The following is a 20145-nucleotide window of genomic DNA, read 5'->3' on the forward strand; positions in this document are numbered from 1 at the left end:
TCACCGATAGCTGCCTGCTATCGAGGCTAATTTGGCATCTAAATGCCATTACTGATATCGTCCGACGCTGTTCAAGGAGGATTTCGCAGTGGCCACAACTTACCTCAAGTATTTCCCCAAGCCGGTTCTCGACGACCTAGTGAACGGCAGGTGGCTGCCAATTATCGGCGCCGGAATGTCCCTCAATGCACATGTCACGTCGGGTCAAAGACCGCCGCTTTGGGGTGAGTTAGGCAAGCTTCTGGAGGATGACTTGATTGATTTCAGCTCCAGTGGGGCCCTTGACGCAATCTCAGCTTACGAGCATGAACTTGGCCGTGCGAGGTTAATGGACAAGCTCACACAAGTGCTGTTAATCCACGAGGCGCAACCGGGGAAAGCACACAAGAGCTTTTGCTCCATTCCATTCGATATCGTTTGCACAACGAACTTCGATTTTCTGCTGGAGCAGGAATACCGCCTAGGGCCCAATACCGTCTACCCCATCCTTGAGGAGGAACAGCTGTCGCTGAATTCCTCTAAAGCGGGGGTGAACTTGCTGAAACTGCATGGCGATCTTCACCACCCTAGAAGGATGGTGGTTACAGAGGCCGATTACGACGGTTTCCTAGGGAACTACCCGCTCTTTGCAACCTATCTTGCGAACCTTTTGATCACCAAGACAGCGGTACTGGTTGGATATAGCCTTGACGATCCAGATTTTCGACAAATCTGGCACGTGGTAACACAGCGTTTAGGGCGTACCAGACGATTTGCCTACACCATCGTTGTTGGCGCGAATCAATCCGATGTCTCCCGATTCGAGCGTCGTGGGGTAAAGGTGATAAACCTGCCAGGTACCCGAGACAAATACGGGGAGATCCTTGCCGCCGCATTCGATGAGCTTCGGGAGCTTTTGAGAGACAAAGCCTTCACAGTTATGAAAGCGACCGAGGAGAGGGCAATGCAGGAGCTGTCGCTGCCGAGATCAGCGTCCTCACGGCTTTGCTTCTTTTCGTTACCGTTAGATGTTTTACCGTTCTATAAAGATCAAGTCTTCCCTGCTCTTGAGGATATCAACCTCGTCCCGATAACGGCGGATGGGGTGATTTCCCCAGGTGATATGGTCATCGCCAAGCTTGATGCGCTGATTGATAGATCAATTGCCATGGTCATTGATCTATCGTCTAACTGGACAATAGTTGAGCTAAAAATGGCGCTTAACCGTGCTGCGTCTAGGAGGCACGAGGGAAGGCCGCTCACGTTGATAGTGGTCATGAGAGAAGGGCAGCAATTACCTACCGCATTAGAAGGAGTGATGGCGATCTACCGCCCCGATCTTTTAACCTCTCAATCAGAGGATTTTGCTCGCAACCTAGTCGAAACCCTCGAACGGGCGCTTCCCTCCGACGGTGATTCCCAGTTAGACGAGGTGCGCCGGCTTTTTAGAGTTAAGGCATACCGCGCAGCTATAGTTTCCGCCATCACGTACCTTGAAGGTGAGCTGCGAAAAGTTATGCGGATCGGAGATGAGGAAACTGCTCTGAAGCCCCACCTGTCTCTGATTGGGATGATAAAAAGTGCGGTTAATCGCGGTCTGATCAGTGTAGAAGCGCTCCCAAATCTTCAAGATTGGATTCAGCTTAGGAACGGCATTGTACATTCGAAGGAGGAGCTAGAAGTGACCAGAGGAATGGCGAAAACGATTGTTGACGGCGTAATCAGAATCGTAAGCGAGTTTCATAGGTCATAGAGTAGGTCAGATTAAATCGAGAAAAGCGCATGCTTAGGCCCCCAGGTAGTGAAGTAATGAACGGCCAAGAGCCGACGCTCAACTCGCCCGCTACGACCAGAAGCTGAAGGTCGTTTTGGCTTAGGCTCAGATTGGGCAAGCCGGTCGCGCTCCTATCGACCAAAAACGGACAGCTCTGAGGGGCGGCTCTTGACCGAGCGCTGCCTGTCACCCTTTTGGGTTGTGGATCTGCAATAGATTCACCAGTTCGCCGGTCGTTACTTCGCCGCCTTTGAGTCACTTCGAATGCAACGGGTCGCTCGGCGCTGATGCGCATGCAACGTAGTGACAAGGCAAGCGAGGGTGGACAAACATGCAAATTCCCACGCTTAAAAGAATCAGACACCCGCCGTCATCTGGGAAGCGCCTAGCGTTGAAGGTAGGACGAATACTACAGCTGCCGTAATCGCATGATGGCTTTTGTAATTCCCTGGGCATTTGTGTCCAACGTGTTCAGAGCAGCCACCGCGTTAGCGGCGACTACTTCCACCCCATTCTCTGTAAGCCACACAGTCACTTCTTCGATGGCCGCTGCTAGGGCGTGTTGATTGTGTAGCATCAGCGTTAGCGCGTCCGCTATGTTTATGTTGGCTTCGGTGTTATCTGGCATGAATGTCGTCCATAGGTAATCTGTGCAAGCAAGACTATTGGGCAAATAAGTATTTTCCGTACCACCGAACAAAATCAGACAAACCTTACAAAAAAGACCCATAAGGGCCTTTTCATAGTTTCAGCGAGATTACTTCGAGAGCCATGACTCTACGGTGGCAGCGCCATGCTCTTTCTTCCATTCCTTCAAGGTTTTGTGGTTTCCGCCCTTGGTTTCAACGGACTCACCTGTATGAGGGTTCTTATAGACCTTCAACTGACGAGGCTTACGGCTGCCGCCTTTGACTTCTGATACAGGGGCACGTCGAACTGGCTGGGGATCAAGCAGATTGATCACATCGCGCAGGCTATATCCATACTCTGCTAGCAAAGCGCGCAGCTTTGATTCGAATTCAATTTCTCTCTTAAGACCTGCGTCACCCTTCAACGCTTCTAGCGCGCTTAGCTGCTCGGCGAGATGTTTTTCAAGCTGGCGGAACTCTGCGAGTTTTGACATGACGGGCCTCTTTCTAATAGTCCTACGAGACTACCATAAAAACGATTAATGTCATCATGGTTGGAGCCGCGAGGAATGCATTCTTTCCTTACCTTTGATACCCATACCGTTATGATTCAACCGACGATTTTCGAGAGTGAAAGCGGCGCCTATACATGCCCCCGGAGCGGAGCGAAGCTTTTGCATGTCGAACGAACATCACGGAATAAAATAATAAGGGCGAACGTCTTCAGGAGAAACTAGCCCTGCGGGCACGTAACTGCTAACTCCGAGCTTCCAGTGATGATTTATGTTCCTCACATACTCATCGGTTACCACTGGCATCATTTCCGCTTGAAAGGTCTCCCTATCAAAAATCTTAATGATGACCCTCCACCAATAAGGGTCTTCTGCGACGCCAAAAACGTCATCCCACTCCCGTTTAAACTCCTCCGATCTCACCAGTTCACTTCCAGCATCAACCACCAACGTTACGCTGCCCGATCGCGCACAGACGAAAAGTATTGGAGACAAAATCCCTCTCGCTAAAGCATCCTCTAGCCATAGGAACAAGTTGGGCTCACTGAGCGCACACCAAGCCACCCCTATACGCTGAATGCTTCGTACCATTAACGGTTTTCCGTCCATAGCTCTCCATTGAACAGCCTGCAAGATGCTGTACCCACATTGGTCCTCATTAATGAAAGGCCCGCTTTGCTCGTACTCTGTAAAGAAAAACCTAGAGTACCGAGAATACTCATTTCCAATTAACATACATTCGTACCTACTCTTGATAGCTACGAGCAATACAAGACCATCGCTTAATAAAATTCAAGAATTTGTTCTTAGCCAAATCGGCCTGCACCAACCACAATACCGGCTATCGGGAAATTCTGCACGCCCCGCTTATTATCGCGCCCCCAAAAACAATGCATATTGTTTGTCTAATAAACGCCCCCGCGCTATACGTGCAGCGAGATATGCCACACCATCATGGAAATCAATTAGTTACGTACCAAGACAAAACTCAAAATAACAGAATCAAAACCAAATTAATAAACCAAGAAATATCAGCTTTTTATTTTTTCGGCTTTGAATGGACCTTGACGATTCGCTCATCCTGAACTTTCATTAAAAACCATATTGGATAACGAGAGAGAGAGATTGAGATGAAAGCCCCAAAAACCCCGCAGACGCATAATACTAGGAGGCGCATCGAAGACCTCGAATTAAGACGCTGCCTTGCGCGCCGACTCATGTTGAAACACACAAACATCAACCAAATTATTGACTACATGACCGGGCATTTGGCACCACAGCATCTGAACCATTACTTCGACTTGGCCCTACAAGCCACCAAAGAAAATGAACAACTCCAAATGGATGCTTCATCACTTCCATGACCTTGACGTGACCTCTGATTGTAGAAGCGCTCCAGCATGGTATTACGATGCGGCGCAAATACTGCTTCTGGACTAAGAGGGGAAAGCCTTCCTTGCCTTATATTCGGTGATGAATTTTGGCGGATTATCTCCGCTTTACTCTCTACTACGTGGGAAATGCAGCGGAAGAGGCTACAGCCCCCCCCCCAATTGCTCTTCGACATGCCTGGGTACGATGATTAGCCAGCAATTGAGAAATATTCAATATGGCTGAAAGCGACTCGAACGCCTCTAGTTCATAGGGATTTGACGATCCATAACTGATCGAGTTTTGTGGTAAAGCTTTGGCTCATCAAATCCCGCCGCATTGACCATTGTGGATCTGCTGGAACGCTTGCGGCACGCAATGTCCCTCGTCCCCACCTGCCATTAATTTCATCAAGAATCCCCATCACCTTGCCCACCGCAGCAGGCTGCGAAAAAGCGAATAGGTCATCGGTGAACTCACCGGGCTGGCGTAGATCCATGAGTAACACTTCTGCTTTGCTGTATTTAAACCCAGACCGGAACAGCCGATTGACTGCCTCAGTTGCAGCCTTCGTCATCAACCTTACGTCATTGGTGGGATATGGTAGCTCGACCAATGCGCCGTTTGCATACTTCGCCTCTTCTGGGTTGAACATTCCAGTACGGATACTGACTCGTATCTTTTTGCAGAGAGAGTTCTGCGCCCGAAGCTTCTCAGCAGCACGCTGGGTGTATGTCGCCACCGCCTCTTTGATTGGCTCGATGTCTGTTAGGCGAGTGCCAAACATTCGACTGCAACAGATTTCCTGTTTCGGCGCGTCGGCCTCCCCTAGCTCCAGGCAAGGAGTCCCGGCAAGCTCGCGAGCGGTCTTCTCAATGACCACGCTGAACTTCTGCCTGAGCATCGTTGGATCAGCGTTGGCTAGGTCCATCGCCGTCTTGATTCCGAGGGAATCGAGGTGTGCCTTCATACGTTTGCCAACGCCCCAGACTTCTCCTACATCAGTGTTGCGCAGCGTCCAATCGCATTTGAACTGATCGCAGAGGTCCACCACTCCGCCCGTCTTATCGAGTAGACGTTTAGCGGTGTGGTTGGCCAGTTTCGCAAGGGTCTTGGTACGAGCGATCCCCACACCAACAGGTATGCCTGTTTGCTTGAAAATCGTTGCGCGGACTTTGCGGCCGAACGCTGTCAGATCACCGGGTATCCCCGTGAGATCCGCAAACGCTTCGTCGATGCTGTAAACCTCAAGTGCAGGTACTAGGGACTCGATGATGGTCATCACACGCTCGCTCATGTCCCCATAAAGCGCATAGTTGCTGCTGAACGCCACCACGCCGTTACGACGAAGGTGGTCTTTGATCTGAAAGTATGGCGCCCCCATCTTCACGAAGGGTTTCGCGTCGTATGAGCGGGCGATGACGCAGCCATCGTTGCTCGACAGTACTACGATGGGGGTTTTCGCAAGATCTGGTCGAAAGACCCGCTCACAGCTCGCGTAGAAGCTGTTGCAGTCGATCAGTCCGAATACCGGTTCAGGTTTTTTCATGACTGCGCACGCTGTACTTCACCACACCCCAGATCAATAGCTCGTCGCCTTCCATTACATGCCGCGCAGGGTACTTCGGGTTCTCGGACATCAAAATCACTTCGTGCTGACGCATATGCAGACGCTTGCAAATGGGCTCTGAATTTAGCGCTGCGATCACAATGTCACCATGCTCCGCGTATACGCTACGGTCGACGATCACCAAGTCTCCCCCATAGATGCCGGCTCCCTGCATGCTGTCGCCTTCGATCTTGACCAGATACACATGAGGCGCCCGGATGTTGAACAGTTCATCCAGTGAGATGTGCTTTTCAATGTGATCGGCCGCAGGGGATGGAAAACCCGCCGGTACCTGGAAGGAATAGAAAGGGAGCTTCTCGCCGCCAGACGATAGCAATCCTAGGAAGGTGATGCTCATGAGACACGCTCTGCGCAGATTACTGTATATACATACAGTTAACGATTTGCCTCGCTTGAGGTCAATCTCATATGTAGAAAATTTCGACGGGTGACAGCATGTGCGGGCGTTATTCGATCTACGAGTCCATGGACCACTACCTCAAGGAGCTGGCGCCTAAGCAGCTCATCATCAACGGCTACGACCTCTGGCCGATAGAACCCTACAACGTTGCTCCAACGACCCGTGTGGAGATTATTCGGCCGGTGGAGGACGGGCTAAGCATCGACAAGGTGCGCTGGGGATGGTCGCCATTCTGGGCAAAGGGGAAGCGGCCTGACCCAATAAACGCCAGAGTCGAGACAGTGATGACAGGAAAGTTCTTCAAGGAGCTTTGGCCACATGGCCGGATGCTTGCGCCGGCCAATGGCTGGTTCGAATGGGTGAAAGACCCTACCGACCCAAAAAAGAAACAGCCGTATTTCATCAGGCTTAGGGATGAGCGCCCGATGTTCTTCGCTGCACTCGGCCAGGTTCGACCAAGGCTCGAACCGGACGAGCGTGATGGTTTCGTGATTATCACGGCTGATAGCGACCAAGGTATGGTCGACATTCATGACCGCCGTCCCGTTGTCCTGAGCGCTGAGCATGCTCGGGAATGGGTTGATCCGAATACCTCAGCACTACGCGCTGAGGAGCTTGCCAGGGAGTGCTGTCGGGAGGTTGGGGACTTCGTCTGGTACCCGGTTGGCAGGGAGGTGGGCAACGTGCGGAATCAGGCGGCTGAACTTATTGACCCACTGGTTGCTGAGTAGCAATGTTCACAGTCACTCACCATGCGATTGTGAGGCTCAACCACCGGACATTCCCCACGTGATCAAAGGACGGTGTGTGCTCTAAGTGACGCTATTCGGCCTGCCAATCGGATTCAATCCGCCGAGATCCTTGCTCCTTTCAAAACGAACTATGTGCAGCAGATGGCCTTCCAGCACAGTGCTTGGACGAATGAACAATGGATTACTAAGCTTGCCACGCTGCCCAAAACAAAAAAGAGAGCATAAAACGAATGGCACTTCCAATCACAGACTTGATCGTGGCGACAGTCAGTAAGATGGTCGATGACTCCCAATCGGGGGCGTACAGAGAGCCAAGTCATTCGGATCTGGATTTCTACATTAGCCGCGCGGGACTATCGGAAATCGACCCAAAGGTACAGGGTCAAACGGTGGGCAAAGCGAAGCGTGTACGGGCTGTGCTGTCCTGGGCACTCGATAACGACCAAGCTGCCGGAGGAAAGCTGGTCGAGAGCTTGATTTCCAAGATAAGAGCTTCCGGTGGTTTCAGGGAAACGTCCGAAAACTATGTAGGAAATGATGTCATTTTGCGAGCCGTAGACGCCTTCAATTCCGAAGGCTATGTGCTCGCAATGGATGGAGATCTACGATCCAAGAACTTGGAATCACTAAGTGGCCGGAACCTCACCGAGGCACTACGAGCATATGCTAGACGCGCTAAGAAAGGTTCGGAAGACGCAGCGCTGCTCTCCGGCACAAGCAAAGACTTACTAGAAGCGACGGCGGCTCACGTGATAACAGTGAAGTTCGGCGCCTACCCTCAGCAAGCCAATTTTCCAGCATTGCTTGGCCAAGCCTTTGTTGCTCTCGGCATGGCTACGCCGGAAGACCCGCCATCACCGACGGAAGCTCCATGCCGCGTGATGGAACGAGGGATGTATCACGTTGCAGTAGGCGTAAATCGTCTTCGGAATAAAGAAGGCACCGGTCACGGTCGCCCTTGGTCTTCTGGCATTACAAAGGTCGAAGCAGAAACGGCGGTTGAGGCGGCTGGCGTAATAGCTGGGTACATGCTGGATAAGCTCAACACATACTAAAAGTGGAGATCGCCCGACTCTAACAGCTTTAGCGACTTGCTATGACGCAGCTGACCTGTGTCAGGCGGGAGAGATCACCCATGGATGCTTTCGCCTAATTGTTGCATTTCGGCGGCAGCTTAGGGTCGCATGCCGTCTTTAGAGACAGGCGAAAGATGACCGCTCTAGAACCTTCCCACGTTACCTCTTTGTTGGTTTACTCCCTTCGGTTGCGCCTGGCATCACGCGTCGCACTCGGAGCTGCTCCTTGTATTCCTCACAGTATTCATCGATGAGAATCTGCCGAGGCATATCGCTGAACATGTTGCCGCCGTCGGCAAATTGATGATTTGGTGGTGGGGCGGCTGCAAAACTTCCACTCATTGCATCAACGACAAGAATATAAGAAAAGAGATGGCGTGCTTCCAGCCCGCGAACCTGCCACTTCGCCGCAAGTTGATTGCGAGCATGGTATTTAGCTGCTTGATTTTTAGACCAAAAAAGCAACGCATGGATACCCTTAGCATGCCCCAAACCAAAAGGTGCTCCGGTTTCCAAGTCGAAGAAAGTCCAGAAAGGGGTTCCCACGCAGAGTTCGGTTGGTATCGCATTATGACGAAGCCGCATTCCTAACAGCTGTCCAATTGAGGGGATCTCATCGATACTTAAAGCTGAAATTCGGTTCCGCTCAGCGAAATCCTTTGCTCCAGATTGGAAACCGCTGGCAGAAACGATGACGCCTATTACATCAGAAAACTCGCCGATCTTAGCTTTGAAAGCCAATACATCGTTGCGTTCTACTCGTCTTTTTGTATTTTTACACTCAATAGCAACTCGATGCCGTATTCCAGCCACCTCAAACTCGTAATAAACGTCAATCTGATACTCGGCGCCTTCTCGGCCCATCAAACAAGCATCCTTCGCAACCACGACGTTGTGGCCACCAAGGCTCAGAAGTGTTTGATAAACATATTGAACGTGATCCTCAAAATCCTTCCAATTTAATGAGCTGGAGGGGTCGGCACGTTGCTGTTCGAGGGTTTCTATGAGGCCTAACATCGACCGTTGGATTGTTCTAGACATGGCGGCAAGGTTCGAATTGGAAGCCATTGGAAACCGACGCCATAACGCCGGAGTGCATGCCTGTATTTTATATGAGTTACATTGCGCCCCGCATTAACTCAGCACAATGCATCTATGAGGTGAATGGGCAAGATGCTTCAGACACGTGACGAGGGGTGCTGCTGGCCGTTCCCTGAGACTCAAGTCAGGCAACAATCGTCAGACTGCTGCCTACGCACCATTACAAGTTGACTAGGGCTGGGTCGGATCTGCCGGACGCCAGATCAGTTTGCTGGTGTCATACCCCTGTCGCTGGGCAATCTTTAGCAGTTGTTCACGGTTGACGCCGTTAATTTCAGAAGCGCGTGAAAGCACCCATAGATATTCACGGTTCGGGTGGCCGACCAGTGCGAACTGGTAGGCGGAGTCGTGGTAAAGCACCCAGTACTCACCTTTGGTTATGCCTGGTGCGATGCGGCTGAACCAGTTATCAAATTGCACCCACAGTTTGTCTGCCCTACCTGCCTGCTGCGGCTCGGCAATTCCGCGCACCTCTTTCCAATCGCCACCCTCCTCCCTGCAACGATTGGTGACGTCAATGCGGCCATCATCACGTAGACCATAATGCGCCTCTGACTGCTGGCAATTCCGCTGAAAGAACATAGGTAACCTAGCCTGCTCGTACCAAGTGCCCTGGTATTTCTGAAGGTCGATTTGCATGGTCGTGGGAGGGGGCTTCTGGCTTGGGCCTGCACATCCGGCGAGTGCTAAACCCAGGTAGGAAAGTAAAGCGATCTTGCGAATCGACATATCGACCTCCAGGTTGTCAGGAGAAACGCACATGTCATTGGAGATAAGTGAGGGCGAAAAGTGCTATCAATTTCTTGATGGCGGCGTTCACTGTTGGGACGGGCCGATTGCTGCCTTTCGCGACCGGCAGCATTCGGCCAAAAAAAGCGATGGGTCATGAGCGGTTGCTAGCGATCAGAAACAGGCATTTCAGGTAAAAAATCGTCGACTTGTCGGTAATAGGAACTAGACCTACCATCTGGTATCCATTGGCGCGATGAACCAAATGGATCGGCAGTTCCAGACAAAGGAAGGCGAGCAATGGCGATTCAGAGCGGCAGTGAGCGCGGTTCAGAGTGGCGGCAGTGGGATTTGCATATTCACACTCCAGCGTCATTTGAGTGGAGCGGGAAGAAGTTTGACCGGAAGAACCTAGGTTCACCTGCTAACAACGCCCTTGTGGACGAGATGATTAAGGCGCTGAATGAGGCGGAGCCCGATGTCTTTGCGCTGATGGATTATTGGACGTTTGACGGCTGGTTTGCGCTGAAACGCAGATTGAGTGAGCCGGATGCCCCGAAGTTGACGAAAACTGTCTTCCCTGGGATTGAGCTGAGGCTTGCTGCCCCTATGAAGGGGCGCCTTAACGCCCATGTTCTGTTCTCCAACGAGCTGAATGATCAGATCCTCAAAGATTTTTTATCCCACCTCCGACTCGCCGAAAACAGCAGGCCATTGTCAGGTGGGGGGCTCATCGATTTCGCCAAGCAAGTTCCGGACGCACTTCTCAGGTATCACGGTTTCAAGCCTGAGCAGGTGGCAGCAGATGATGCGCAGGCCTACATAGCTGGCGCTAAAATTGCCGAGTTGACTTGTGACAGCTACAAAGAGGCCATAGCAAAAGTTCCTGATGAACAAGCTATTGGGTTCATGCCATACGATACGAACGATGGCCTGAGCGATGTGAAATGGACAGATCACTACGCTTATTTCATTGGACTGGTACGATGCTCTCCGATTTTCGAAAGTCGAAATCTAGATGTCCGTGCCGCTTTTGTCGGTGAAGAAACTCCCGGTAATGCCAAGTTTTATGCTGGTATCAGAGAGGGATTGAAAGACGTATCTCGCCTAGTTGTGGCCGGAAGTGATGCGCACTGCTTTGTTGGTACTCATGGAAGCAATGATCGTCGTGGATACGGCGACTTTCCGTCAGGCAAGAAAACCTGGATCAAGGCTGACCCTACATTTCGTGGGTTGCAGCAAGCAATACTAGAGCCCGCAAAGCGCTCATTCATAGGCATATCACCGCCGAAGCTAGATCATATCGCGGCCAACAAAACGTATTTCATCGACCATGTGATGATCAGCAAAGTGCAGGGATCTGCACTGGCCTCGCACTGGCTGGGCGATGTCCAGCTTCCGTTGAACTCCGATCTTGTCGCCATAATTGGCAACAAGGGGAGTGGCAAAAGCGCTCTGGCTGACGTCCTGGCTCTGTTGGGCCATTCGCGCCAGACCAATCACTTCTCCTTCCTTCGAAAGGAGCGGTTCCGGGGGAAGGCTGGAGAGCCTGCTCGACAGTTCGAGGGGTTCATCATCTGGCATGATGGAACCATTAACACCTGCAATCTCAATGCGGACCCGCCCGCCGAGATGGTTGAAATGGTGAGGTATATCCCTCAGGGACACTTCGAAGATCTCTGCAACGCACATGTTACCGGCCAATCTAACGCTTTTGAAAATGAGCTTAGGGCGGTCATTTTCTCACATACCGATGATGCAATCCGTTTAGGCGCACTGGATTTTGACCAGCTAATTGAGCAGCAGGAGAGCACGTACCGCCTTCAGCTGAACGAGTTTCGTAAGGATCTGAAACGGGTCAATCTTGAAATCGCTACCTACGAAAACCAACTCCATCCTTTAGTCAGAAAAAGTCTAACGGAACAACTGACCCTCAAGCGACGGCAGCTTACGGAGCATGAGGCTGTGAGGCCAGCGGCGATTGAAAAGCCTTCTGCTGAGCTGTCACCTGAGCAAAAAAGGACGGCCGAGGCTATTGAGGCAATCGCTGCAAATCTCAAACTATTGGAAGATGAACACAACAAATCTAATGAAAAGGCCTCACAGCTAGCGGCCAAGAGCAAGGCTGTCAAGGACGTGAAGGAGCAAGTCCGGTTGCTCCAGCGTACCTACGACCAGTTCGTGAACGACACCAGTAGAGATCTCAACTTATTGGGTCTGGCTGTCACCGACGTGGCGAAAATCGACTTAAATCTTAGTGCACTGGTCCAGTTCGAAGAAGCGTTTCTAGCTGAGCAAACGACCATTGGTATTAGAGGCACCGCAGCGGAAGGTGAACGCCAGGAACTCTTAGGGAAGCAAGTCGAAGCTAAAGCGAAGTTGGATCAACCTCAGCTGTTTTATCAGAATCATCTGCTCGCAGTTCAAGAGTGGCAGAGGAAGTATCTGGAGCTTATTGGCTCTAGTGACTCTCCAGAAACTGTGAAAGGACTAGAGGCTAGGATCGCTCAAATAGATGCTCTGCCAGAGTTGTTGAAAGCTCATCGAAGCGCTCGACTGGCGTTGGCAGGCGAGGTCTACGACATCCTCGATGCTCAGCGACGAGCTAGGGAGGCGCTGTTCACGCCGGTTCAAGAATTAATCCAGGGAAACAGTCTGATTCGCGAGGAGTACAAGCTCCAGTTCAAGGCGAAGCTCGGCGGCTCAATTGACGCTTTTGCCACCAGCCTTTTCACTCTGCTGAAGCAAAACGTCGGTGAATTTCGAGGCGAGGACGAGAGCCTCAACACAGTGCGCCGATTGGGTGAAGCTGCTGATTTCGACAACCGCGAAGAGGCTGTTGCTTTTGCTCAAGCGCTGCACGACAGGATCTCAGCTGCGGCCGCTACGATTGGCGACAGGGTTGAATACGGCATCGACTCAATGCTGCGTAAGGACAAAAGTGCAAATGAGGTTTATGACCTCCTATTTGATCTTTCCTACCTAGAACCCCGGTATTCGTTGACGTTTCAAGATGCTGAGATCGAGCAGCTCTCTCCCGGTCAACGGGGTGCTCTGCTCTTGATCTTCTATCTGCTGGTGGACAGGGGGCGCAACCCGATCATTCTGGATCAGCCGGAAGAAAACCTCGATAACGAAACTGTGGTGAGCCTTCTTGTGCCAGTGCTCACCGAGGCTAAGAAGCGTCGGCAAATCATTATGGTCACGCACAACCCGAACCTTGCCGTTGTCTGCGACGCGGAGCAAATCATCTGGTCTCATTTTGATCGAGCGAACAGCCAAAAAATCTCCTACACCGCAGGAGCCATTGAAAGCCCTGCTATCAACGGGCATGTGGTGAAGGTGCTTGAGGGGACGAAGCCTGCCTTCGATAACCGCAGGTTCAAATATCATTGATGAGCGCCCGGCTTAATGTATGCAATGGCGTCGTGGGACGGAAATACCTGATGGTCAGAGATGGCCCCCAATTCCTGAAAACTCTAAAATCGAAAATTCCCGACAACCTCCCCGCAGAGTCAGGATTGACCTCATAACTCTGATACGTGAAATGCCTGAGCAAAGTATCGATTTCGGATAAGAACATATAACGCCTGCTCACCATTCCCTCCTTTGCGGCTGGCTGTAGGCGTCACCCATATATATTTTCGTAAGCAAAATTCGCGTCGGCAAAAGTAGGATGGCAACCGGTACCAGCGCATGCTAAATAGGCTTCCGCGCACATTCGGCATGTTTGAGGAAAAGGGAATGCAATTTGTAACTGACGGACCAGACATTCCGGACGAGCTGCTTCAGGCCCACGAGGAGGGACGCGTGGTGTTCTTCTGCGGAGCAGGTATTTCTTATCCCGCAGGCTTAACCGACTTCAAAGGCCTGGTGGAACAGATCTATCAAGAAGTACACGATGAGCTTGGCGGTGCCGAAGAAAAAGCCTTCAAGAATTACCAATTCGACGCCACTCTTGATCTGCTCGAACGACGAATCAACGGAGGCCGTTTCGCCGTCCGACAAGCTCTTTGCAGGGCTCTAAAACCAAACTTACGTAAGAAAGGTGCCGTTGACACACACGCCGCATTGCTGAGGCTCGCCCGTACCCGGCATGGCACGCTTCGCCTAGTGACGACAAACTTCGACCGCATTTTCGATACCGCAGCGAGAAAAGTCTCCCAGAAATTTCAGTCCTATTCGGCCCCGATGCTGCCTATTCCGAAAAATAGTCGCTGGGACGGATTGGTCTACTTGCATGGTGTATTGCCTAAAATTCCTGATGAGGCGGGCTTGAACCGTCTCGTAGTCACCAGTGGCGATTTCGGTCTGGCCTACTTGGTCGAACGGTGGGCGGCTCGATTCGTAAGCGAACTCTTTCGTAACTATGTCGTTTGCTTCGTTGGGTACAGCATTAATGACCCCGTTCTCAGGTACATGAGGGATGCGATAGCTGCTGACAGGATGCAGGGTGAGATCACCCCAAACGCATGGGCCTTCGGCTCAAGCTCTCCTGGAGAAGAGGAAGCCCGGCAAGAAGAGTGGGAAGCGAAAGGTGTTACCCCGATACTCTACAACGTACCGGCTGGTACCTATGATCATTCGGCGCTGCACTTGACGCTCCAAGCTTGGGGAGAAGTGTACAGAGACGGGGTAATGGGTAAGGAGCGCTTTGTCGTCACTCATGCTCAAAGTCGCCCATCGGCCAGCACAAGGCAGGATGACTATGTAGGCCGGGTGCTATGGGCCCTTTCTGATAAATCTGGTTTACCAGCTCGTCTTTTTGCCGATTTCAATCCGGTCCCTCCTCTTGACTGGCTTGAGGCTTTTGCAGACTACCGATACCGCCATACTGACTTGAATCGGTTTGGTGTAACTCCCCAAAATGAAACTGATAAAAAACTAAAATTTAGCCTCGTACAACGACCGGCGCCCTACCCACTCGCTCCCTCCATGTCACTGGTTTCGTCGAATGATTCCGGCTCACAGTGGGATGACGTAATGGGTCACATCGGCCGTTGGCTGGCTCGGCATCTAGATAATCCCGACCTACTTCTATGGATAGTCGATCGCGGCGGGCGAATCAATGACCAGTTCCGCTGGAGAATAGAGGAGCGGTTGGGCTTTTTTTCTCGACTGGAGACCGGGGGACAGACCTCTGAGCTGGCAGAAATCTTAAAAAATGCTCCGAAAGCACAACCAAACCGGTTGATGCAGATTCTATGGCGGCTGTTGTTAACTGGTAGGGTCAAACAGCCATGGCGCGACTCAGCCCTTTACGATTGGCAAGAGCGTTTCAAACGGGATGGATTAACGCTGACTGCACGGCTTCAGCTACGCGAGTTGCTCGCTCCAATGATCGCGCTATCGAAACCATTTCGCTGGCAAGAAGAGTCCGACCAGCCCTCCGTACCTAGAGGAATTCGTGACCTTGTTGAATGGAAATTAACGCTGGCGTCGGACGACATCTATTCGGTGTTTCGTAATTTCAAGAGCAGCCGATGGCAAGCTGCATTGCCTCTGCTACAGAGAGATCTCCAGCAGCTTTTAACGGATGCGCTGGAATTGCTTTGTGAACTGGGCGATGCGGACGAAGAAAAAGATCGATCTCATTGGGATCTTCCATCAATCGCACCCCATACTCAGAACCGCAAGAATCGTGATTGGGTAGCTTTGGTCGAACTCCTGCGGGACTCCTGGCTATCCGTCTACGATCAGAATATCCCGCTGGCCCACCATATTGCGAATGAGTGGTCCGAACTTCCGTTCGCGACTTACAAGCGTCTCGCACTATTCGCTGCCAGTCAGGAAAATTGCATCTCCCCCAATCAGTGGGTCGAGTGGCTTTTGGCAAATCATGCGTGGTGGCTTTGGTCTGTGGCTACTAAGCGCGAAATGTTTCGACTCATCGTGTTGCAGGGACGCTTCTTAGCGCCTGCGGATCAGAAGCGGCTTGAGACCGCAATATTGGTAGGCCCACCACGTCGCATGTATCGCGATGACATCCTGCCTGAAGCATGGAAAGACCTCGCAGACAGCGCCGTGTGGCGTAGGCTCGCCAAGCTGCAAAGCTCCGGCGTATCGCTGGGTAAGGCCGCATCTGCACGATTGAAAGCCTTGTCACGTGCGTATCCAAAATGGCGCCTTGCATCCAACGAAAGCGACGAGTTCTCTCATTGGATGAGCATGAGTGGTGAGCCTGACCACGAAGAAACCCAGAGCATTGACGTCGCACCAAGCAAAAGAGATGAGTTAGTCCAGTGGCTTAAAGCCCCGCCCTCTGAATCAGGACATTACGAAGACACCTGGCGCGAAACCTGTCGTAAGCATCCATTGAACGCAATGTACGCATTGAGAGATCTCGCGGAAGAAGGAGTATGGCCAGCCAATCGATGGCGGCAGGCTATTCAGACTTGGGGCGAAAAAGGTCGTACCAGGAGGTCGTGGCAGTATTCAGCTCCTTGGATACTGACCCTGCCAGATGACCTGCTGACAGAGATCGTCCACAGCGTTACATATTGGATCGATGCTGTGTCCAAGGTTATCAGCCATGACGAATCGACCCTTTTGGAATTGTGCGGGCGGATTATGGCTCTGCCGCTTGAGCCAAAATCAGGAATTACAAGCAACGGCGAGCCGCTGAACGATCCAGTGACCGATGCCATTAACCATCCGATTGGTCACGTCACCCAGGCGTTGTTGAGTCTTTGGCTGGCCAAACAACCCAACGATAACGATGGTCTACCGACTCAGATCAAAGACCTTTTCACCGAGCTGTGTGACACCACAATAGAAAAATACCGACATGGCAGAGTGATTCTCGGTTCGAGGTTGATCGTCCTTTTCCGTGTTGATAGCCCCTGGACAGAATCGTGCTTGCTTCCATTATTCGACTGGAACACTCATCCATTTGAAGCAAAGGGCGTATGGGAGGGTTTCCTATGGTCGCCTCGTTTGTACCGCCCTCTATTGCTAGCCTTCAAAAATCAATTCTTGGACACAGCCAAGCACTTTGAAGAATTGGGTGAGCACGCACAGCAATTCGCAGCTTTTCTCACGTACGCAGCGTTAGGCCCGCTTGAGGGCTATGCCGACATGGAATTTAGATCTGCCTTCAAAGAGTTGCCTAAGCGGGGCCTCGAAGACGCAGCGCAGGCTCTGACACAAGCTTTAGAAGGCGCTGCCGAGCAAAAGGAATCTTACTGGGAAAATCGAGTTCTCCCTTTTTGGCGAGACGTCTGGCCGAAGTCAAAGCAACTGGTAAGTCCGGCTATTGCCTCCTCACTGGCAAGCCTAGCCGTTGCATCTGGCGAAAAATTTCCAGCGGCCTTGGCTTCGGTTCGAGATTGGCTCCTGCCCATTGAGCATCCACATTCGTTGCTTCACGAAATGAATGAAAGCACCGTTTGCACCGACTTCCCGGCAGAAGCCCTATTGCTGCTGAGCCTCACAATAGAGGATCAACAATGGATTCCATCGGACCTCACATCCTGTCTCAGCAAAATTGTTCAAGCCGCTCCAAAGCTCACCGACGATGCTAGGTACCTACAATTGATGGTGGGGGTGCGTCGTCGCGGTGGATGACAGCGGACGCATGCATGCGTCATACGTGACTCATGCTAAAGTGCCATCAATAATTCGAAAGTAGCGGAAAAACTATAAGGAACAGATTATTTGACAGCGATCAGTCGGCCAATGCCAGGAACAAATATGGAATGATGTAGCAAAAACAACACCGTCTCAGATTCAGGCAAATCCATACGTCGTTCAGATTTGTAAGTCATTATGCGATTTCACTCCATTAATAACCATTTGAGGTGATTGTGCGCTGTTTATTCTGCAAGGAAGCGAGTCATGACACCAAGGGTGTCGAGCATCTAATTCCCGAATCTATAGGAAGCAAAAAACTGGTCCTTCCAAAAGGACTGGTTTGCGACAAGTGCAACAATTATTTCGCTAGAAAAGTAGAAAACCCCGTACTTTCCCACCCCTCGATAAGAAACCTCAGAGGTTGGTATCAAGTCCCCAATAAGAAGGGCACTTACCCATCCGTTTTAGGATGGATTGCTGGAACTGATATAGAAGTTAATTTACGAAAAGGTACAGATGGGAAATTACAGATCATCGCTGAAAAGCTATCTGAGCAAAAATTCGTTGACGCACATCTCTCCAGCATAACTACAGATTCAGATTTTTCACCATTTTTATTTAAGATTGAGATTGATCCACCACAAAAAGAGATGTCTCGTTTTTTAGCGATGATGGCTTTGGAAGCTTTGGCTCTGCGCTATGTGAAACTAGGAGACGTCAACGTTATCATTGACCATCCAGCTTACGACGCTATTAGACGATTCGCTAGATACGGTGAAGGCGTGAAACATTGGCCTTACCATCGGCAAGTTCTGTTTTCGATGGATGCACAAATGAAGCGTCCAGATACAGGCCAGTGGCTTCAGGCTGGCTTTGGGCATGATTTGATTTTTACTCCTCACCCCGAAACATACTTTACATTTTTACTGTACGGCGTCAATTTCACTATCAATCTAGGGGGCCCCTCAATTGATGGATATGAATTGTGGCTTCAAGAACATGATCCGCTAAAACGCATCGGTGTAAAGTTGATAAAAAAGCTCGTTGACGGAAAGGAAGTAGATTTCCTCGAAGGTAGCTTTAGCTCTAACGTTGGAGCCAAGTATGATCGAAAGGCTCAGCTGATGAAAAATAAATCTGTGTGAAACAGAGGCTCCAAGGAAAAGCGATCGACAATTGAAATGGAATAAATACAGATGAGCTTTGATTTGCTCTCGGTCCCAAAAGGATACCAACTGGATTTGGCGCTGGTTATCGCGCCTTACGTAGACGTGAAATTCATGGATGCGCTGGTTAAACGCATGAATCCCCGGCGGCTCTGTTTGTTAGTGGATGATGGTGTCAGACCCGAGGACCTACAAGGTTTCCATAAAGCTCGCCGCAAAGGTGTAAAGCTTGAGGTTCGTCTAGGCCGGGCAGCAGGCCTCATGCACATGAAAGCCTTTTATTTCGAATTCATCCGCGAGGAGGCACCGAAAAGACGAAAGCGCAGATTGTTATTCGGTTCGGCAAACGCTACGAATGCAGCATTTCTCGGCAGCAGGAATGCGGAGCTGATCGCAGACCTCGACTTAGCTATTCAACACGACGCGGATATTGCGCATTATTTTTCTAGAATCCTCGCAACCTTCGATACGGAATCTACGACGGTGATTGAGGGTGCGGAGGTCTGGCCGAGTCAAATACCAAAGCTCTACCTTCCAAGATTCAAGAGCATCGTGCCTTGCGCGATGCCTTTTGGATTCGACACCTGGCTGCAACGTGGCCTGCTTGCCGCTCAATATAGAAACGCCCCGCAGTTCGCGATATTGAGTATTCAGCTAAAGAAGGCCTTACCTCAAGACATGGTTGCAAAGATCTTCGCCAGTCGCAGCTTCACCGAGAAAGGTGATCGAGACATCGTCCGGTACGGCTACATGAACGGCAGCAGCGACATCGCTGTGGATGAAGCTGAAATACCTCGTTGGAAATCTCGGTATGGCGTGTGGACCCACTTGGGCGACTGGATTTCGTATGAATGCTACAAATCACATAGCACACACATGAAGTCGAAAGCCTCATCTGCCCGTCATGCAAAAATATCCAAGCTATTAGGCAGTGCTCATGATGCTGGTTGGCGTCGGGAAAAGATTGACGTTTTGTTGAGAGCGCTAGCGGAGGTATGGAACGATTTGGAGGCATCTGGCGTTGTTCCTAGCCTTTACCTCGAACGCAAAAACGGAAAATTGAACTCAGCCTTTTATGAGCAACGACTGATACAAAAATTAGAGCAGGATCTCCATCTTGCCCAAGACGAAGACTTTAGAAATCGGTATGTAAACGGGTACGACTTTCCGGACGTTCCGCGGTTTAGGCAAGATGTAATTGCATGGGAACGCTTTGTATACTCCTGGTGTGAGTCGATTGCAGTTGAGGCGGTAAAAAAACTAACACCATCGTTAGTAGCCCGACGAATCCGCCACACTATGGAGCGCGAGGGGCTTAACCTGTTTGATTTGGAGCCAAAAGAAATCGGTAGTTTTCTGAGAGAGAACTGGGAAAAGGAGTGGGAGGATTATGATATGACCCTGGGTGAATGGATAATTGCCTACCATGAATAAAACTGCCCTAGACGAAATCA

14 protein-coding genes are annotated in these 20145 nt (G+C 50.9%); 8 read left to right on the plus strand and 6 right to left on the minus strand.

Annotation, left to right across the window (positions count from 1 at the left end):
• The first annotated feature begins 88 nt into the window (after nt 1-88).
• Nucleotides 89-1732 carry an SIR2 family NAD-dependent protein deacylase gene (locus tag AB4O01_RS11170; RefSeq protein ID WP_460091752.1) on the plus strand — a complete coding sequence of 548 codons (1644 nt, stop codon included), beginning with the start codon at nt 89-91 and terminating at the stop codon, nt 1730-1732.
• Nucleotides 1733-2162: 430 nt separating this feature from the next.
• Here AB4O01_RS11170 and AB4O01_RS11175 read toward each other — a convergent pair whose 3' ends face one another.
• Both AB4O01_RS11175 and AB4O01_RS11180 read right to left on the minus strand, forming a co-directional pair.
• Complete coding sequence (locus AB4O01_RS11175) at nt 2163-2381, minus strand: hypothetical protein (RefSeq protein WP_460091753.1); 219 nt, start codon at nt 2379-2381, stop codon at nt 2163-2165.
• 129 nt (nt 2382-2510) lie between these two features.
• Complete coding sequence (locus AB4O01_RS11180) at nt 2511-2876, minus strand: histone-like nucleoid-structuring protein, MvaT/MvaU family (RefSeq protein WP_460091755.1); 366 nt, start codon at nt 2874-2876, stop codon at nt 2511-2513.
• A 1148-nt stretch (nt 2877-4024) separates the two neighbouring features.
• Here AB4O01_RS11180 and AB4O01_RS11185 point away from each other — a divergent pair.
• Nucleotides 4025-4258, plus strand: coding sequence for a hypothetical protein (locus AB4O01_RS11185; protein ID WP_460091756.1), 234 nt, complete (start codon nt 4025-4027; stop codon nt 4256-4258).
• 275 nt (nt 4259-4533) lie between these two features.
• Here AB4O01_RS11185 and AB4O01_RS11190 read toward each other — a convergent pair whose 3' ends face one another.
• Nucleotides 4534-5814, minus strand: a complete 1281-nt coding sequence (locus tag AB4O01_RS11190) for a Y-family DNA polymerase (RefSeq protein ID WP_460091758.1) — start codon at nt 5812-5814, stop codon at nt 4534-4536.
• Nucleotides 5801-6232 (minus strand): LexA family protein, encoded by a 432-nt coding sequence (locus AB4O01_RS11195; protein WP_460091760.1) that lies wholly within the window; start codon nt 6230-6232, stop codon nt 5801-5803. Before AB4O01_RS11195 ends, AB4O01_RS11190 begins: the two co-directional genes overlap by 14 nt.
• A 98-nt stretch (nt 6233-6330) precedes the next feature.
• Here AB4O01_RS11195 and AB4O01_RS11200 point away from each other — a divergent pair, with 98 nt between their 5' ends.
• On the plus strand, nt 6331-7026 hold the full coding sequence (locus tag AB4O01_RS11200; protein ID WP_460091762.1) for an SOS response-associated peptidase family protein: 696 nt from the start codon (nt 6331-6333) through the stop codon (nt 7024-7026).
• A gap of 251 nt (nt 7027-7277) precedes the next feature.
• Complete coding sequence (locus AB4O01_RS11205; RefSeq protein ID WP_460091764.1) at nt 7278-8102, plus strand: abortive infection family protein; 825 nt, start codon at nt 7278-7280, stop codon at nt 8100-8102.
• Nucleotides 8103-8282: 180 nt separating this feature from the next.
• Here the strand turns inward: AB4O01_RS11205 and AB4O01_RS11210 are convergent, their stop codons facing one another.
• Together AB4O01_RS11210 and AB4O01_RS11215 are read right to left on the minus strand one after the other, a co-directional pair.
• Entirely contained in the window at nt 8283-9191 is a 909-nt protein-coding gene (locus tag AB4O01_RS11210) for a restriction endonuclease (RefSeq protein WP_460091766.1), read from the minus strand.
• A gap of 204 nt (nt 9192-9395) precedes the next feature.
• Nucleotides 9396-9953 (minus strand): lipocalin family protein, encoded by a 558-nt coding sequence (locus AB4O01_RS11215; RefSeq protein ID WP_460091767.1) that lies wholly within the window; start codon nt 9951-9953, stop codon nt 9396-9398.
• Between the two features lie 300 nt (nt 9954-10253).
• On the opposite strand from AB4O01_RS11215, the gene AB4O01_RS11220 reads away from it, so the two are divergent.
• The 4 genes from AB4O01_RS11220 to AB4O01_RS11235 all read left to right on the plus strand — a co-directional run bounded on the left by AB4O01_RS11220 (nt 10254) and on the right by AB4O01_RS11235 (nt 20125).
• The gene (locus AB4O01_RS11220; RefSeq protein ID WP_460091769.1) at nt 10254-13349 is read left to right on the plus strand and encodes a TrlF family AAA-like ATPase; all 3096 of its coding nucleotides are present in this window, start codon (nt 10254-10256) and stop codon (nt 13347-13349) included.
• A 348-nt stretch (nt 13350-13697) separates the two neighbouring features.
• Nucleotides 13698-17519, plus strand: a complete 3822-nt coding sequence (dsr1, locus tag AB4O01_RS11225) for an anti-phage defense-associated sirtuin Dsr1 (RefSeq protein ID WP_460092249.1) — start codon at nt 13698-13700, stop codon at nt 17517-17519.
• Nucleotides 17520-17758: 239 nt separating this feature from the next.
• Complete coding sequence (locus AB4O01_RS11230; RefSeq protein WP_460091771.1) at nt 17759-18670, plus strand: HNH endonuclease; 912 nt, start codon at nt 17759-17761, stop codon at nt 18668-18670.
• 51 nt (nt 18671-18721) lie between these two features.
• Complete coding sequence (locus AB4O01_RS11235; protein WP_460091773.1) at nt 18722-20125, plus strand: phospholipase D-like domain-containing protein; 1404 nt, start codon at nt 18722-18724, stop codon at nt 20123-20125.
• The last annotated feature ends 20 nt before the right edge of the window (nt 20126-20145 follow it).

This window comes from Pseudomonas sp. S2_E02, from assembly GCF_054668355.1.